The sequence below is a fragment of the Rhodococcus sp. FG69 genome (genome assembly GCF_057808915.1).
The window spans coordinates 84,121-98,977 of the sequence record NZ_JBMDIX010000017.1 but is presented as its reverse complement, the minus strand read 5'-3'; the positions used below and the strand labels follow the sequence as shown (position 1 = coordinate 98,977).

17 protein-coding genes are annotated in these 14,857 nt (G+C 64.0%); 7 read left to right on the top strand and 10 right to left on the bottom strand.

Annotation, left to right across the window (positions count from 1 at the left end; translation table 11 throughout):
- Positions 1-41 precede the first annotated feature (41 nt).
- Positions 42-560: a DUF3558 domain-containing protein gene (locus ACODSO_RS15205; RefSeq protein ID WP_489037570.1), complete on the bottom strand. Its 519-nt coding sequence runs from the start codon at positions 558-560 to the stop codon at positions 42-44.
- Between the two features lie 9 nt (positions 561-569).
- Positions 570-1,112 (bottom strand): DUF3558 domain-containing protein, encoded by a 543-nt coding sequence (locus tag ACODSO_RS15200; RefSeq protein WP_489037569.1) that lies wholly within the window; start codon positions 1,110-1,112, stop codon positions 570-572.
- Between the two features lie 195 nt (positions 1,113-1,307).
- Here ACODSO_RS15200 and ACODSO_RS15195 point away from each other — a divergent pair, with 195 nt between their 5' ends.
- Complete coding sequence (locus tag ACODSO_RS15195; protein ID WP_489037568.1) at positions 1,308-1,619, top strand: hypothetical protein; 312 nt, start codon at positions 1,308-1,310, stop codon at positions 1,617-1,619.
- On the opposite strand, the gene ACODSO_RS15190 is transcribed toward ACODSO_RS15195, so the two are convergent.
- A complete protein-coding gene (locus tag ACODSO_RS15190; protein WP_489037567.1) occupies positions 1,616-2,254 on the bottom strand; it encodes a Type 1 glutamine amidotransferase-like domain-containing protein in 639 nt (212 codons plus the stop codon). The genes ACODSO_RS15195 and ACODSO_RS15190 overlap by 4 nt on opposite strands.
- A complete protein-coding gene (locus ACODSO_RS15185; protein WP_489037566.1) occupies positions 2,251-2,691 on the bottom strand; it encodes an HIT family protein in 441 nt (146 codons plus the stop codon). The genes ACODSO_RS15190 and ACODSO_RS15185 overlap by 4 nt, the downstream gene beginning before the upstream one ends.
- A gap of 253 nt (positions 2,692-2,944) precedes the next feature.
- On the opposite strand from ACODSO_RS15185, the gene ACODSO_RS15180 reads away from it, so the two are divergent.
- Genes ACODSO_RS15180 through ACODSO_RS15170 form a run of 3 tightly spaced genes read left to right on the top strand, consistent with a single transcriptional unit; the run spans position 2,945 to position 5,858 of the window.
- Positions 2,945-4,090, top strand: coding sequence for a Re/Si-specific NAD(P)(+) transhydrogenase subunit alpha (locus tag ACODSO_RS15180; RefSeq protein ID WP_489037565.1), 1,146 nt, complete (start codon positions 2,945-2,947; stop codon positions 4,088-4,090).
- Positions 4,090-4,416, top strand: a complete 327-nt coding sequence (locus ACODSO_RS15175) for an NAD(P) transhydrogenase subunit alpha part 2 (RefSeq protein WP_068370251.1) — start codon at positions 4,090-4,092, stop codon at positions 4,414-4,416. Before ACODSO_RS15180 ends, ACODSO_RS15175 begins: the two co-directional genes overlap by 1 nt.
- On the top strand, positions 4,416-5,858 hold the full coding sequence (locus tag ACODSO_RS15170; RefSeq protein ID WP_489037564.1) for an NAD(P)(+) transhydrogenase (Re/Si-specific) subunit beta: 1,443 nt from the start codon (positions 4,416-4,418) through the stop codon (positions 5,856-5,858). The genes ACODSO_RS15175 and ACODSO_RS15170 overlap by 1 nt, the downstream gene beginning before the upstream one ends.
- A gap of 43 nt (positions 5,859-5,901) precedes the next feature.
- Here the strand turns inward: ACODSO_RS15170 and ACODSO_RS15165 are convergent, their stop codons facing one another.
- The gene (locus tag ACODSO_RS15165; RefSeq protein ID WP_489037563.1) at positions 5,902-6,591 is read right to left on the bottom strand and encodes a hypothetical protein; all 690 of its coding nucleotides are present in this window, start codon (positions 6,589-6,591) and stop codon (positions 5,902-5,904) included.
- Positions 6,592-6,685: 94 nt separating this feature from the next.
- Positions 6,686-7,828 (bottom strand): MFS transporter, encoded by a 1,143-nt coding sequence (locus tag ACODSO_RS15160; RefSeq protein WP_489037562.1) that lies wholly within the window; start codon positions 7,826-7,828, stop codon positions 6,686-6,688.
- A 347-nt stretch (positions 7,829-8,175) separates the two neighbouring features.
- Between ACODSO_RS15160 and ACODSO_RS15155 the strand changes: the two genes are divergently transcribed.
- Entirely contained in the window at positions 8,176-8,544 is a 369-nt protein-coding gene (locus ACODSO_RS15155; RefSeq protein ID WP_489037561.1) for a hypothetical protein, read from the top strand.
- Between the two features lie 203 nt (positions 8,545-8,747).
- The gene (locus tag ACODSO_RS15150) at positions 8,748-9,770 is read left to right on the top strand and encodes a phosphotransferase family protein (RefSeq protein ID WP_489037560.1); all 1,023 of its coding nucleotides are present in this window, start codon (positions 8,748-8,750) and stop codon (positions 9,768-9,770) included.
- On the opposite strand, the gene ACODSO_RS15145 is transcribed toward ACODSO_RS15150, so the two are convergent.
- The gene (locus tag ACODSO_RS15145; protein WP_068370242.1) at positions 9,767-10,219 is read right to left on the bottom strand and encodes an acyl-CoA thioesterase; all 453 of its coding nucleotides are present in this window, start codon (positions 10,217-10,219) and stop codon (positions 9,767-9,769) included. The two genes, ACODSO_RS15150 and ACODSO_RS15145, sit on opposite strands and share 4 nt — an antisense overlap.
- Before the next feature lie 6 nt (positions 10,220-10,225).
- A complete protein-coding gene (locus ACODSO_RS15140) occupies positions 10,226-11,425 on the bottom strand; it encodes a benzoate/H(+) symporter BenE family transporter (RefSeq protein ID WP_489037559.1) in 1,200 nt (399 codons plus the stop codon).
- 77 nt (positions 11,426-11,502) lie between these two features.
- Between ACODSO_RS15140 and ACODSO_RS15135 the strand changes: the two genes are divergently transcribed.
- Positions 11,503-12,984 (top strand): FGGY-family carbohydrate kinase, encoded by a 1,482-nt coding sequence (locus tag ACODSO_RS15135; RefSeq protein WP_489037558.1) that lies wholly within the window; start codon positions 11,503-11,505, stop codon positions 12,982-12,984.
- On the opposite strand, the gene ACODSO_RS15130 is transcribed toward ACODSO_RS15135, so the two are convergent.
- Positions 12,969-13,730 (bottom strand): SDR family NAD(P)-dependent oxidoreductase, encoded by a 762-nt coding sequence (locus ACODSO_RS15130; protein ID WP_489037557.1) that lies wholly within the window; start codon positions 13,728-13,730, stop codon positions 12,969-12,971. The two genes, ACODSO_RS15135 and ACODSO_RS15130, sit on opposite strands and share 16 nt — an antisense overlap.
- Positions 13,727-14,758 (bottom strand): sugar-binding transcriptional regulator, encoded by a 1,032-nt coding sequence (locus ACODSO_RS15125; protein ID WP_489037556.1) that lies wholly within the window; start codon positions 14,756-14,758, stop codon positions 13,727-13,729. The genes ACODSO_RS15130 and ACODSO_RS15125 overlap by 4 nt, the downstream gene beginning before the upstream one ends.
- Positions 14,759-14,857 lie beyond the last annotated feature (99 nt).

Here is a 14,857-nt window from a genome sequence, read left to right as displayed (position 1 = left end):
TCTGCGACCAAGCCTATTGAACCGAGCGGTGATCCGAACCGTTATTGGTTGCGCTGCAACGTCAGTTCAGCGAGTCGGGTTGCTGCCTCGCAGGGGTCGATGGTTCCGCCGCGATACTGAACCCACCACGTGACGGTTCCCGAGTATGTCGCGGTGATGCCGCACGAGCCCGGATCTCCGGGCCTGCGGGAGAGGAAGGCGCTCGTTCCCGACACGGTGACCGGCTCGACCGAGTAGTCGAGTTCTTCGGCCAGACTGCGTTCGCGACCGAGGGAGTTGTTCTCGTACCAGGCGAATGTGACGTCGATGATGCCCGAGGGGCTGCTGCCGGTCCACATGCAGACTGCGCCGAAGAAGTACTGGTCGACGACGTCGGCCTGGACGGTCTCGGCGATCTTGTCGTCGGGTACCGCGACGCACTCCTGCAGCAGCTTGTCGAACTCGGTGTTGCTGTCACCTGCGCCCTGGGCGATCGGGGTTCCTTCGACGGTGGTGCTGCAGCCTGCGATCAGCGTCAGGGCTGCGGCGCATGCCGCGACGAGCCGGGCAGTTCGGGTCATGACGATCACCTACTTCGCGTTCTCGACGGTCGCGCGCACCAGGTCCTCGACGACTTCGCAGCTGTCCCGCGGTGGCACCGCGAAGACGTAGTTCAGTGACCAGTGCAGGAACCCATCTCCCGACTCGATTCCTGCCTCGCAGGAGGCATCGCTACCTTTGGCCGTGAACCCCGGATGCCCGTCGACGTCGATGATCCCGATTTCGCGCCCCATCTGACCTGCGACGGTGCGTTCCCGATCGATCGGGCTTCCTCGATACCAGGTGAACATGGCGTAGGCCCCGGTGTCGACTGCATCCCATCGGCAGCGAACGGCATTCTTGGACGAGGAGGCGATGCCGCGGACAGCGGTGATCGATGCGACCTGCTCGTCCGTCATCGAGCCACATTCGCCGACGAACAGCTCCTCGGTGTTCGGGCTGTTGGAGGGGGACTCGGTGTCCGTCGAACTCGGCGCGTCCGAGCCGAAGCTCGAACACCCCGTGACGGTGGAACACCCCAACACGACGGCCGACACAACTGCTGCGCCGACGATGGTTCCCCGCTTCCACACGATGATGGAGCCTACCGAGTACGGCGCCGAAGGGTATTCGCAACACGCAGGCACCTAGTCACAACAGTCACACCAGCAACTCTGTTACCTGATCGATGCGACGACGCAACGGAATGTTGTAGCTCGGAGGTCTAGCGTCCAGGCCAACGGTCGGCACGGTTTCACCGTTCCTACCGGCGACAAGGAGGCTCGAAGATGATGGATCCGCACCGGAAATCGTGGAACTACGTCGCTGCGATGTTCTCGTACGAATTTCAAGACGGTGGAGTCGAGTACGACACCATCGAATCCATTCACCGCGGGGACGTCGGGGAATGGGTGACGGCACTGGCTCAGTCGGGTCTTTTCGAGACGGCAACCGTCCACGAGGCGGAAGAGACCTGGAAACAGCAGCCACGGTTGCTACTGGACTTGCTTCTGCTCGATGCCGACGAGGTGACACGTAGGCGGTGCACCATGGCGTGGTCCTCGCTCGATCGTCTTGCGCCGATCGCGCAGTTCGGCTAGATCCGTCCGCGCCGGTCTCCGTCGACGACGTAGACCTGGTCGTCGGTGAGGGTCAGATGTTCGACACCGTCGCGACGGTATCGCTCCACCATGGCTTCGCCGACGTCGTTCTCGTCGAGAATCGATCGAAAGTGCGGCACGAACGAGACGTCGACCAGGCCGAGACCCGTCCAGAGGGGCGACTCGCCGGTGGTCGGCGTTGCTTCTGCAGGATCGTCGGCGGCTTCGATACCGCGGAGCGACGCCGATGCCACACAGGCGCCCGCGCTGTAGCCGGCGAAAACGAGAGAGCCCTCTCGAACTCGGGATACGAGTGCCTCGTCGGCACCGCTCTGGTGAAGGCGGGACCTCAGTACGAAGGTGTTTCCTCCCCGCAGCCACACCGTCTCGACAGAATCGAGCTCGGATTCCAGTTCGTCCTGTCGGCCCGCGAAGTCGCGAAGATCGAGTTCCATCGGGTCGTACCCGAGTTCACGAAGTCCACGCAGCTCGCTCGTCACCGCCGAGAGTCGGGCCGCTTCGGGCCAGCTGTCGGCCGCATTGGCGATGACGGCAACGCGCCCGGGACCCGACGTGAGGGAGATGAACTCGTCGGCGTGTGCGCCGAATCGGTACGACGCGAGGAACAGCTTCACCTGACCTCTTCCGCGGCCAAGCGTTCCAGGCCTTCCCTGATCGCGGCGGCGGTGTGCTCGGGCTCCCGAAGGCGGCGTGTCAGGAAGCCTCCCGCGAACCGCAGCTTGTCTCCCGTCCATCGCGGCACGATGTGAAGGTGAGTGTGAAAGACGGTCTGGAATGCGGCCTTGCCGTCGTTGACGACCAGGTTCGCGCCGTCCGAACGTAGGTCCGATCGCCGAATCGCTCGCGAGATGCGCTGCCCCGCTGCGAACACCGCGCCGCCGAGCGCCGGCTCCATGGAGTCGAGATCGGTGGAGTGCTGCTTTGGGATCACCAGAACGTGTCCGCGAGCAATGGGGCGGATATCGAGGAAAGCAACCACATCCTCGGTGTCGAGGACCGTTGTCGACGGGGCTTCGCCCGCAACGATGGCGCAGAAGACACAGTTGTTCACGCCGACCACTGTAAGCGGGCGACTCAGAGATACCGACCTATGATGTCCGTCACACGATTCGTCTCTACTGCACGTCGTGAATGTACGGATTCGATTCAGAGTCGAACCGAGTGTGTCATGGGTTACCTTCCGTCTGCTTACTCTGGCTATCATCAGTCACCTTGTGCCTTGACGCATGGATTCGCCTGTTCGCCGCACGGTTACCCCCGTTCGCCGATCCGTAGGCACCATTCAACTCACGGAAGTCGGAGATTTGGAAACATCGCAGAGCACCGAGAGCGGGACGAACAGCGGGGTGGCGACGACGGTCGGCGTCGTGCGTGAGTCCGGGGAGGGCGAGCGCCGCGTTGCGTTGGTACCCAAAGTCGTCGCGTCGCTGACAGGTAAGGGCGTACGCGTTGTCGTCGAATCGGGGGCTGGCCTGTCCGCCCTCATTCCGGACGAGCTGTACGTCGAAGCGGGCGCCGAGATCGGAGACCCGTGGTCCGCCGATGTGGTGGTCAAGGTCGCCCCACCGACCGATGTGGAGATCGCGAAGCTCGCGAAGGGCTCGACACTGATCGGATTCCTCGCGCCTCGCAACGCCGACAACAAGATCGACGCGTTGGCAGCAGCGGGAGTGCAGGCATTCGCGGTCGAGGCCATCCCGCGTATCTCGCGCGCACAGGTGATGGATGCATTGTCTTCGCAGGCCAACGTCGCCGGTTACAAGTCGGTGATTCTCGCGGCGTCGGAGTCGACCCGATTCTTCCCGATGCTCACCACCGCTGCCGGCACCGTCAAGCCCGCGACAGTCCTCGTCCTCGGTGTCGGCGTTGCAGGACTACAGGCGCTCGCGACGGCGAAGCGGCTCGGTGGACGTCCGACCGGGTACGACGTGCGCCCCGAGGTCGCCGACCAAGTGCGCTCGGTCGGTGCGCAGTGGCTCGATCTCGGCATCGATGCTGCCGGTGAAGGCGGCTACGCGCGTGAATTGACCGAGGCGGAGCGCGCTCAGCAGCAGCAGGCTCTCGAAGAGGCCATCAAGAGTTTCGACGTCGTCATCACCACCGCGCTGGTGCCGGGGCGTCCGGCACCTCGCCTGGTCACCGCAGCCGCCGTCGAGGGCATGAAGCCCGGCAGCGTCGTAGTCGACCTGGCCGGTGAGACCGGCGGGAACTGCGAGCTGACGGAACCGGGTCAGACCGTCGTCAAGCACGACGTCACCATATGCTCCCCACTGAATCTGCCGGCGACGATGCCAGAACACGCCAGCGAGTTGTACTCGAAGAACGTGTCCGCACTGCTCGAGCTGATGCTCGACGAGACCGGACTCCTGGCGCCCGACTTCTCGGACGAGGTGCTCGCGCAGTCCTGTGTCACCCGCAGTGTCGTCTCAACTGAAGGGTCTGACGCCTGATGTATACCGCTCTTCTCGCGAACATCGCGATTCTCGTGCTGGCCGGTTTCGTCGGCTTCGCCGTCATTTCCAAAGTCCCCAACACCCTGCACACGCCGTTGATGTCGGGCACGAACGCCATTCACGGCATCGTCGTTCTCGGTGCGCTGATCGTCCTCGGTCGACTTCCCGAGGACGCGTCGTGGGGCGTGCGGATCATCGCGTTCGTCGCACTGATCTTCGGCACCCTCAACGTCGTCGGCGGCTTCCTGGTCACCGACCGCATGCTCGGAATGTTCAAGTCCAAGCCAGTGCCTGCGAAAGCAGAGAAGGGTGCTGACTCCTGATGAACAACCTCGTCAACATTCTCTACATCGTCGCGTTCGGCATGTTCATCTACGGTCTGATGGGCCTGACCGGACCGAAGACCGCCGTTCGCGGCAACTGGATCGCTGCGATCGGTATGGGTATCGCTGTGGTCGCGACCCTGATCGAGGTGCGCGACGCCGCCACCATCAACTGGATCCTCATCGCTGCAGGCTTGGCGATCGGCGTACTGCTCGGTGTTCCGCCGGCCAAGCGCACCAAGATGACGGCGATGCCGCAGCTGGTGGCGCTGTTCAACGGCGTCGGCGGCGGCACTGTCGCCCTCATCGCCTGGGCCGAGTTCATCGAGACCGACGGATTCTCTGCGTTCCAGCACGGTGAAGAGCCGACGGTGCACATCGTCGTCGGATCGCTGTTCGCTGCGGTGATCGGTTCGGTGTCGTTCTGGGGTTCGCTGGTGGCCTTCCTGAAACTGCAGGAACTGCTGAACAAGAACGTGGAGAAGGCGTTCGTGAAGAACGCGCGCATTTTCCAACTGACCAACATCGTGTTGCTCGTCTTCGCTGTCGCGGTGTCGATCTTCATCGGCATCAAGTCCACTCCGGGCGAGGGCACGTCGATGTGGTTGATCGTGGCGGTGCTCATCGCGGCGGGTCTGATGGGTCTGTTCGTCGTCTTCCCGATCGGCGGCGCCGACATGCCTGTGGTGATCTCGCTGCTCAACGCACTGACCGGTTTGTCCGCTGCAGCGGCGGGTCTGGCGCTGAACAACACCGCGATGATCGTGGCCGGCATGATCGTCGGTGCATCCGGGTCGATCCTGACCAACCTGATGGCGACTGCCATGAACCGGTCCATTCCGGCAATCGTGTTCGGTTCGTTCGGCGGCGGAGGTTCCGACGCCGGAGTGGCCGCGGACGCATCCGGTGGCACTGTCAAGGCAACATCGGCAGCCGATGCCGCGATCCAGATGGCGTACGCCTCGCAGGTCATCGTCGTCCCCGGCTACGGTCTCGCGGTCGCGCAGGCGCAGCACGCCGTCAAGGACATGGCCTCGATCCTCGAGAGCAAAGGCGTCGAGGTCAAGTACGCGATCCACCCCGTTGCCGGCCGTATGCCCGGGCACATGAACGTGCTGCTGGCCGAAGCCGACGTCGAGTACGACGCGATGAAGGAAATGGACGACATCAACGGCGAGTTCTCGCGCACCGATGTCACCATCGTCATCGGCGCCAACGACGTCACCAACCCGGCGGCGCGCAACGACCCGTCCAGTCCGATTCACGGAATGCCGATCCTCAACGTCGACGAGTCACGCTCGGTGATCGTGCTCAAGCGGTCGATGAGTTCCGGTTATGCGGGCATCGACAATCCGCTGTTCACCGCGGACCGCACGTCGATGCTGTTCGGCGATGCGAAGAAGTCGGTCAACTCGGTTATCGAGGAGCTCAAAGCTCTGTAGGTGCCACTCCCTGACCCCCCGGTGACTGCACTCACCGGGGGGGTCAGCGCATCCGCTCCCGGAATGCGAGGGCGGCCGTGTCCAGAGGGTTCTGAGCCTCGCGCTCGGCAGCGATCGGGGAGTACAGCATCACTGCCGACGATCCCGCCCACCAGCCGATGACGATCAGCAGAGTCGTCACGACGCCGACGATGCTGGCCGCGCCACCGACCACAGCGGCACTGGAGACGGTGATTGCTGCGACAGCCCCTAGGCCCCACACCATCGGTAGGAACCGCGGCGCAGCGACGAGTGTTGCCGCACAGATCAGCGATATGCAGGCGCATACGTACCCGTTCGGGAGAGCGGATGCAGGCACCCAACCGTCCGCCCAGGTCCGGACCGCCGCCGTGGTGAGTGACGCGCCGACGACAAGTGAGATGACAGCGCCGATTCCGTACGGAAGTCTGCGGATCAACGCCAAGACAGTCAGCGCAGCAACGGCAACCAGGACCGGGGTCAGCCCGAACATCTGCAGCAGGGCGTCGGCCGGGCCCGTCAAGCTCGGCACCATCACGCGCGAGTACGGGTAGGTGATGCCGAGGATCGGGAGGACCGACAGCACGACGATCGACGCCAACATGGACGCAACGACCGCGCACAGCCGTAGGAGCGTTCCGCGCCCGCGGGCCACCGCGCTCTGCTCGTCCTCGATTCCCTCCAGCTCGACCAGTTCCATGCTGTCGGTGTTCATGCCCATCCCCGAGCAACCCCCTGTTGTTCTTATCCGCCTACCTGTCGACTACGAGGATGCAACACGACTCTGAGCGTGCGATGTGAAGGAGCCGTCAATCTGCATCGCGGGTTCCTGTGTCACGAGGTCGCACGATGCCTGCTGCCGCAGCGGCGACGAACGTCAGCACGAGTGGCACGACCATCGCGGTCGTCAGCGAGACGAAGTGCGAGGACCAGCCGATGACAGCGGGGCCGGCGAGCAGTCCCACGTAGCCCATCCCGACCACCCTCGACATGTTGGTGGCAGCGGCGCCCGACCCGAGGTTGCCTGCGCTGGAGAAGATCTGCGGGACGCTACCGGACAGGCCGAGTCCGAAGGCTGCCCAGCCGGCCAGCGTCAGCGGTAGCGAGTCGGACACGAACACGAGCAACATGCCGCCTGCAGCGATCACGTTTCCGTAACGCACCACCGCGACAGGGCCGAACCGTCCACTGACACGGTCGGCACAGAACCGGCCGACGGTCATCATGGCGGCGAAGAATCCGAACGCCAGTGCGGCGGTGCCGTCGGAGGTCCCTAGGTGTTCCTTCACCTGGAGAGTGCTCCAGTCGTTCGCCACTCCTTCGGAGAGAAGCAAGGCGAATGCCAGTGCGCCCAGCGCGAGAACTCGGGCCGACAATCGGCTGTGGCCGACCTCGGACATGGCCTCGGGTGGCCCATCGATCGAGGTCGAGACGTCGAGGAGATACGGGCGGCAGAGGGCTATGGTGGCCAACCCGAGGAGGGTGGCACTTCCCATCGACACGACGATGGGAATGTCGGCGGCCAGCGTCGCTGCTCCGACGAGGGAGCCGATGACACCGCCCACGGAGAACAAGGCATGGAACGCCGACATGATCGGCCGCGTGTACAGCCGCTCCACGTCGACGGCTTGTGAGTTCATCGAGACGTCGAGGGAGCCGTTGAACATGCCGAACACGAACAGCGACAGACCGAGCGTGACCACGTGGGTCGACAGCGCCGGCCCGAGCAGCGCCACCGCCAGAAGCGATCCGGAAATGGTAACGAGTCGATCACTTCCGTACCGGTCCGACAGTGGTCCCGACGCCTGCATACCGACGATTGCGCCGGCGGCGAGCACGAGTAGAAGTGATCCGAGAGTCGCATGCGAGATATCGGTGCGGCGTTCGACGGATGGGATGTGAACCACCCACATCGCGAACAGGAAGCCATTGACTCCGAACACTGTGAACACGGCGGCTCTTGCCCGACGGACGGAAGTAGAGAGGTGTGCTGACTTCTGGACCACGTCCGGCAACGCTACCTGCCCCTTCGCGGGCAATGTGGTATCGACGGTGACGGGCCGACGGTGCGAAACGTATTCGAATCCGAAGGGTCACGGGATGGTTTCATTTGATGTGACGCTTATCACATCATTCGGTTTGGTCTGGCGGCCCTCGCTGGATTGGGCGTAGTTTCAACGGATCGGGCAACAGCGCAAATTCGTTACAACGAATTTTGTAACGATATGAACACGGTGCCGTGGAGGTCCAACTTCAGCAGCCGAAGGGCACCGCAGCGAAGCCGATCGAAGGAGAAATCATGACACTCGCAGATACCCGTCCCGAAGTCACGATGCCTGCATCGAGCAACTCCGCTGATCTTTCTTCCAGCCAGCTCGAGATGATGCGCGCTTTCTTCTGCTACGAGTTCGAGGTGGAGCTGCTCGATCGCGAGTCTGTGCCTGCCGTCACCCCCGAGGCAGTCGAAGAGTGGATCGAAGCCCTCGAACACAGCGGGCTCTTCGTCGCTGCCGAACTGCAGACCATGGCTCGAGCATGGCGCGCCGAGCCGGAAGCGCTCGTCGCCCTGCTGATCGGAGACGTCGACGAGGTCGCCGCCAAGCGCGAGGTCGTCGAGTTCGAAGTCCTGGGCGCAGCCGTCAAGGCGTCGTACCTCCGCGCCAGCTGACCTACCTTTCTTCCGCAGGACGCCCTTGGCCTCCTGCGCACGCGAGCCGAGAACGGCGCCGCAGGCCCATTGCCTGCGGCGCCGTTCTGCTGTCCACTCCGAGTTCTGTCTGTGCCGTGCCGAGTTCGCACGGTCGGTGATGTGAACGTGCGAGAGTGGCACAGGGTTTTTCAGACGCCCTCGCATCCGACGAAAGGACATCGATGACGACCGACGTGGACTTCTCCGCAATCTCCGAATGGATCGGAGGGCTGGGAATCGGCGCAGTGTCACCATTGACGTTCGAGCGGGTGGGCAACGGACAATCGAATCTCACCTATGCCGTGAGCGATGCAGGCGGAAGCCGGTGGGTACTTCGTCGGCCGCCGCTCGGTCACCTCCTCGCATCGGCTCACGACGTGGTTCGCGAGTATCGGATCCTGACTGCGCTGCAGAACACCGGAGTGCCGGTTCCGAAGATGATCGCGCTCGCCGAGGATGCCGCCGTGTCGGATGTTCCCCTGGTACTGATGAGCTACGTCGACGGTGTCGTCCTCGATTCGGTAGCCAAGGCGAACTCCATCGGGGAGGGCGTGCGAGCCTCGGTGGGACGCAGCATGACCAGTGCGCTCGCCGACATACATCGCGTCGACCTCGAGAGCACGGAGCTGAACAACCTGGCGAGTCACAAGCCCTATGCCGAACGCCAACTGAAGAGGTGGACGACTCAGTGGGCGAACTCGAAGTCCCGAGACGTTCCCGCGATCGATTCACTTGCCGAACGCTTGGCCGGCAATATCCCTGATCAGCGCGAGCTCACACTCGTGCACGGCGACTTTCATCTCAACAACGTGATCACCTCACCCTCCGACGGGTCGATCGTTGCCGTCGTCGACTGGGAACTGTGCACGCTGGGTGATCCACTGGCGGATATCGGTGGTCTGCTCGCCTACTGGCCGGAGGCGAGTGATGCGGTGGCGGGCCCGTTCATGGCGTCCACCCTGCCCGGGTTCCCGTCTCGCGCAGAACTGACCGCCGACTACGCAGCCAAGACGGGACGCGACGTGTCCGCGGTCGGATTCTGGCAGGCGCTGGCACTGTGGAAGCTGTCGATCATCGCCGAGGGCGTGATGCGGCGGGCCGAGGCGGACTCGCGCAATCGCGCCGGCGCGGGAAGTCCCACGACATCGTTGATCGACGACATCGTGTCGCGAGCTCTCGGTGTCGCCGACGACATCGGAATCTAACTCGGGATGACGAGAGTCCGCGCTGCAGATTCGATTTCCGTGGGGATCGCCACCGGCTTGCGGGTCTCGGCGTCGACGTAGACATGAACGAAACGACCGGTGGCCGCTAGCTCGAGCTGGTCGTCGGGCGCTTCGCGAAACAGTGCGAGCGCATAGACGATACTGCGGGTGCCCAGCTTCTCGACCGACAGGCCCACCTGAAGTGCGTCGGGAAACGACAGCTCGCGGTGGTAGCGGCACGAGGTCTCGGCGACGACGCCGATCGCCGGCAAATTTCTGATGTCGACACCGGTGGTCTGCATCAGCCAACCGTTCACCGCGGTGTCGAAGTACGAGTAGTACGTGACGTTGTTGACGTGACCGTAGTGATCGTTGTCGTCCCACCGCGTTCCCAACGGCCACAGAGCTGGGTAGTCGGCAGCGAACGCGCGATCGGAGGAGGCTGTCATGGCCGCCTACTCTATCGGTCTGGCGGCGAGAACCCAGCGGAGGACGAGTCCGACGACCAACGCCCAGAACGCGGATCCGATGCCGAAGATACCGATGCCCGACGCCGCGATCAGGAAGGTCGCGATGGCGGCCTCACGTCCTGTTTCGTCCCTCAGTGCGCCGGCGAGCGACGCGCCGAGAGTCCCGAGAAGCGCGAGTCCGGCGACGGTTTCGACCACACCTTCGGGGGCCACTGCAACGAGCGTTGCCACGGCGGCCGAACACAGCGCGAGCAGCAGGTAGAACCATCCGGCGCTCGATGCTGCGATCCATCGTCGCCGTGGATCCGGATGCGCCGTGGGGGCGGCTGCGAGTGCAGCGCTGATCGCAGCGAGGTTGATGGTGTGTCCACCGAGCGACGCTCCGATGACCGTTCCGATTCCGGTGACACTCATCGCTGGGCGCCACGGCACGTCGTAGCCGAAGGACTTCATGACGGCCATTCCCGGGATGTTCTGCGACGCCATGGTGACGATGTACAGCGGCAGCGCTATGCCGATGATGGCTTGCCATGTCCAGTGCGGAACTGTGAAGTCCACGCGCGGTATCAGTTCCGATGCGTTCGGCACACGATCTCCGGCGATGACGTCGATCCCGATGACGATCGTGGCCGCGCCGAATGCCGCCGGTACTGCCCAGCGTTTCGAGTAGCGTTGCAGTACAAGCCAGACGAGTACGACCGGCGCGATGACGGCGGGCGATGCCGCGAATGCCGTCACGGGCTTCAAGCACAGTGGCAGCAGAACACCCGCAAGCATGGCCTGCGCGAGCGACGTCGGAATCGATGTGATCAGGGCCCCCAGTCGCGGCCACATGCCTGTTGCCACCACCAGCAAGCCGACGACGACGAAGGCGCCGACTGCCGCAGGCCAACCCCCGACGACTGCTCCGGTTCCCGCGAGCAGCGCGGCTCCCGGAGTCGACCATGCGAGGGTGATCGGCTGTCGATACCGGCGTGCGAGATACAACATTCCGAGTGCCTGGGTCACGCAGACCGCCAGCAATCCCGACGCGGCCTCGGCAGGCGACGCGCCCACTGCCCGAAGTCCGGTGAGTACGACGGCGAACGAGCTGGTGAATCCGACCAGCGCGGCAACGATGCCTGCGCTGATGGGCTGTAGCGGGTTCGCAGTCGCGTCGGGCGCTGGCTCGGTCGACTCTGGCACAGCTGACCATGATGCCCTGTCGCCCTGATGCCTGCTTACCGACCACGGCGTTCTGCCCGCTCCGATAGTGTCGACGAGTGGAATTGTTCGTGGGAATCGATATGGGCACCGGCAGCAGTAAGGGCGTCCTCGTCACCGTCGACGGCGAGATTCTCGCATCGGAGCAACGAGCGCACGTGATGTCGCTCCCGCACCCGGGGTGGGCGGAGGTCGACGCGGAAGCCGTCTGGTGGGCGGATGTCTGTGCGATTGCGTCGGCGCTGGTAGCTCGCGTCCCCGCTGGTTCGTCGATCGAAGGCGTCTGTATCAGCGGCGTCGGCCCGTGCCTGGTCCTCACCGATTCCGAGCTCCGACCGGTCCGCCCGGCCATTCTGTACGGCATCGATTCGCGCGCCACGAGCGAAATTGTCGAGATGACCGAACTTTTCGGCGCAGCCGAGATTCTCTCCCGGTGTGGAAAGTCGTTGTCCAGTCAGGCTGTCGGACCTAAGATCGAGTGGGTACGAAAGAACGAACCCGAGGCGTTCGCTCGCGCCACGCGTTGGTACGGCTCCAACTCGTACATCGTCGCCAAACTCACCGGTGAGTACGTGCAGGACCATCACACGGCAAGCCAATGCGATCCGCTCTACTCGGTTCGCGAATTCGGTTGGAACACCGAATGGGTCGACCGCGTCCTCGGCGGACTCGAGCTGCCGAGACTCGCGTGGCCGAGCGAAGTGGTCGGGCGAATCGATGCGCGCGGGGCCGAAGCGACGGGAATCCCGGCGGGGACACCGGTCGTTGCCGGCACTGTCGATGCGTACGCCGAGGCCTTCAGTGTCGGTGTTCGGCATCCGGGTGATCTCATGCTGATGTACGGATCGACGATGTTCCTCGTTCAGGTGCTGGCCGACTATCACACCAATCCTGCGTTGTGGACAACCACAGGAGTGCAGTCGGGTACCTACGCGCTCGCAGCGGGAACATCGACTGCGGGTTCGCTGACCACGTGGCTTCAAACGCTCACCGGCGGTGCGCCGTTCGATGTGTTGATGCGTGAGGCGTCCGCTGTTCCGGCCGGTGCCGAAGGGTTGCTGGTACTGCCGTATCTGGCAGGCGAGCGAACCCCGGTCTTCGACGCCGACGCTCGAGGTGTGATGGCAGGGCTGACTCTTCGCCATGGGCGGGGGCATATCTTCCGAGCCGCATACGAGGGAATCTCGTTCGGGATCAGGCAGATTCTGGAGATGTTCGACGATGCGGCTACCCCGGTGTCGCGGGCAGTGGCTGTCGGTGGTGGATTGCGCAGTCCGGTGTGGGCGCAGGCGCTGAGCGACATCACCGGTCAGACTCAGCTGGTCACCGAGCAAACTATCGGTGCCAGCTACGGCGACGGTCTGCTGGCGGCCATCGGTGTCGGTGCAGTGTCGCCTGAAACCGACTGGGCCACAGTGGCATCCGAGGTTCCGCCGAATCCAGCGCGCAAGGCGCTGTACGACGATCTCTACGGCAACTGGCTACAGCTGTACCCGGCCACGCGAGACATCGTGCATGCCGGTGCTCAGCTGACCAAGTAGCCGCCGTCTACCGGTAGGTCGACGCCGTTGATCATCGCCGATGCATCCGATGCCAGCCAGAGGGCCGTGTTGGACACGTCCGACGGCACGGCGAAGCGGCCTGCCGGAATTCGGCCGAGCATCGGAGCTGACTTGACCGGATCGCCCCACACCTTCTGGCCCATGTCGGTGAGAACCACTGTGGGGCAGATGGAATTGGCACGCACTCCGCGGCCGCCGAGTTCGAGCGCGAGGACCTTGGTTGCCATGACGATGCCCGCTTTCGACGTGCAGTACGCGTAGTGCTCCGGCAACGGCCGCAGGGCAGCAGCCGAGGCGATGGTGACGATGGAGCCGCCACCGGACTCCGCCATGGCCCGGCCGACGCGTGCGGCCAGAAGTGCCGGGGCACGAAGGTTCACCTGCAGCACTTCGTCGAAGTGTGCGGTGTCGAGCGCATCGACGGTTTCCGGATAGGAGATTCCAGCGTTGTTGACGAGGACGTCGATGCCGTCGTACACGCGCACCGCTTCGTCGGCGAGCGCGGTGGGCCCGTCGGCGCTCGACAAGTCTGCGACAAGGATCTCCGTCTCGGCGTCCACTGAGTCGGCCAGAGAGTCGAGAGTTCGGCGATCACGTCCCGACAGGAGAAGGCGAGCTCCGGCTGCGGCGAACGTGCGCGCGATGTCGGCACCGATTCCCCTGCTGGCACCGGTGATCAGCACCCGCTTGCCGTCCAGGCGAAGCGCCGTCGGGGATTGTGTCATGAATCGTCCTTTCCGTCCTCGGTTGTGATCTGCGCGAGGATTTCCTGAGCAGTCGTCGGGTCGGTGACAAGCCGATTGAAGAAGTGCGCACGGGCGCCGGTGATGATCGGCGCGACCTTGTCGAGGCCGACCGCCACTGCAATTCCTACCGGAATCTTCGGTAGGGCAGCCAGTTCGACGGCGATGAGTCGATCGGATCCGGGGAACGCGATCGAGTTGCCGTCGCGGTCGTAGAAGCGTGAGCACACGTCGCCGACCGAATCGCGCAGGGACGCTGAGCCGGTCGGTACGAATCGGGGGATGTCGGAACGGAGTAGGGGAGGAGCGCCGACCCCCATCAGGATGCACTTGGCCTGCGGCCACAGCTCGAGTACTCGCTGTATCGCGGGGTCGGAGTGGATGATCGCATGCAGGTCCGCTCCGGGGAGGGCGGGTGCGAACAGGTAGTTGGCACGCCCGCCGAGCTTGTTGGAGATGAGCCTGGTGATCTCGTTGGTCTGGTACCACTCCTCGGGCTGATCGTTGCCACCCACGGTAGGGGCGACGAGTACTCCGGGAATTCGGTCGAGGTCGAACTGTGCGACCTCGTAGACGGTCCGCCCCGAAGACACCAGCAGGATGTCCCCGGGCATCAACCCGACCGCGCCCAGTGCCTTGGAGACGGCGGGCGCGAGGTAGCGGCCCATGATGTCGACGGTCGGTTTGGACGGTGTAGCGGGCGGTAGCGGGGCGGACAGGTAGACGTGGTCGAGTCCGAGTGCGGAAGCGAGGCCGTCGGCCAGATCGTCCTGCGAGTAAGTGCTCGGTGGAATGACTTCGATACGGACGATGCCCTGGCGTCGGGCCTCGGACAGCAGCCTGCTCACTGTTGCCCTGCTGGTGCCGAGTTTGGCAGCCACCTCGGCCTGGGTGGCTTCCTCGTCGTAGTACAACTTGGCGGCCGTGTACAGCAGCGTGGGCGCGAAGTGGCTGCCGTCGGCCGACGGTCCGGACGGGGTTTGTTCGCTCGCGGAGCCGTTGGTCGCCATGGTCGTCAGTATCCCATTGAACATATGTGCACGGAGTTTGATTGGCTGAACATTCGTTCTGGACATATGTATACGCTTTCGATACTGTGAGCGCCAACA

Excerpts from the sequence above, each read along its gene's own strand:
- ACODSO_RS15205 (WP_489037570.1), bottom strand. The coding sequence starts at position 560 with ATGACCCGAACTGCCCGGCTCGTCGCGGCATGCGCCGCAGCCCTGACG.
- ACODSO_RS15195 (WP_489037568.1), top strand. The coding sequence starts at position 1,308 with ATGATGGATCCGCACCGGAAATCGTGGAACTACGTCGCTGCGATGTTC.
- ACODSO_RS15175 (WP_068370251.1), top strand. The coding sequence starts at position 4,090 with ATGTATACCGCTCTTCTCGCGAACATCGCGATTCTCGTGCTGGCCGGT.
- ACODSO_RS15170 (WP_489037564.1), top strand. The coding sequence starts at position 4,416 with ATGAACAACCTCGTCAACATTCTCTACATCGTCGCGTTCGGCATGTTC.
- ACODSO_RS15165 (WP_489037563.1), bottom strand. The coding sequence starts at position 6,591 with ATGAACACCGACAGCATGGAACTGGTCGAGCTGGAGGGAATCGAGGAC.
- ACODSO_RS15155 (WP_489037561.1), top strand. The coding sequence starts at position 8,176 with ATGACACTCGCAGATACCCGTCCCGAAGTCACGATGCCTGCATCGAGC.
- ACODSO_RS15150 (WP_489037560.1), top strand. The coding sequence starts at position 8,748 with ATGACGACCGACGTGGACTTCTCCGCAATCTCCGAATGGATCGGAGGG.
- ACODSO_RS15145 (WP_068370242.1), bottom strand. The coding sequence starts at position 10,219 with ATGACAGCCTCCTCCGATCGCGCGTTCGCTGCCGACTACCCAGCTCTG.
- ACODSO_RS15130 (WP_489037557.1), bottom strand. The coding sequence starts at position 13,730 with ATGACACAATCCCCGACGGCGCTTCGCCTGGACGGCAAGCGGGTGCTG.
- ACODSO_RS15125 (WP_489037556.1), bottom strand. The coding sequence starts at position 14,758 with ATGGCGACCAACGGCTCCGCGAGCGAACAAACCCCGTCCGGACCGTCG.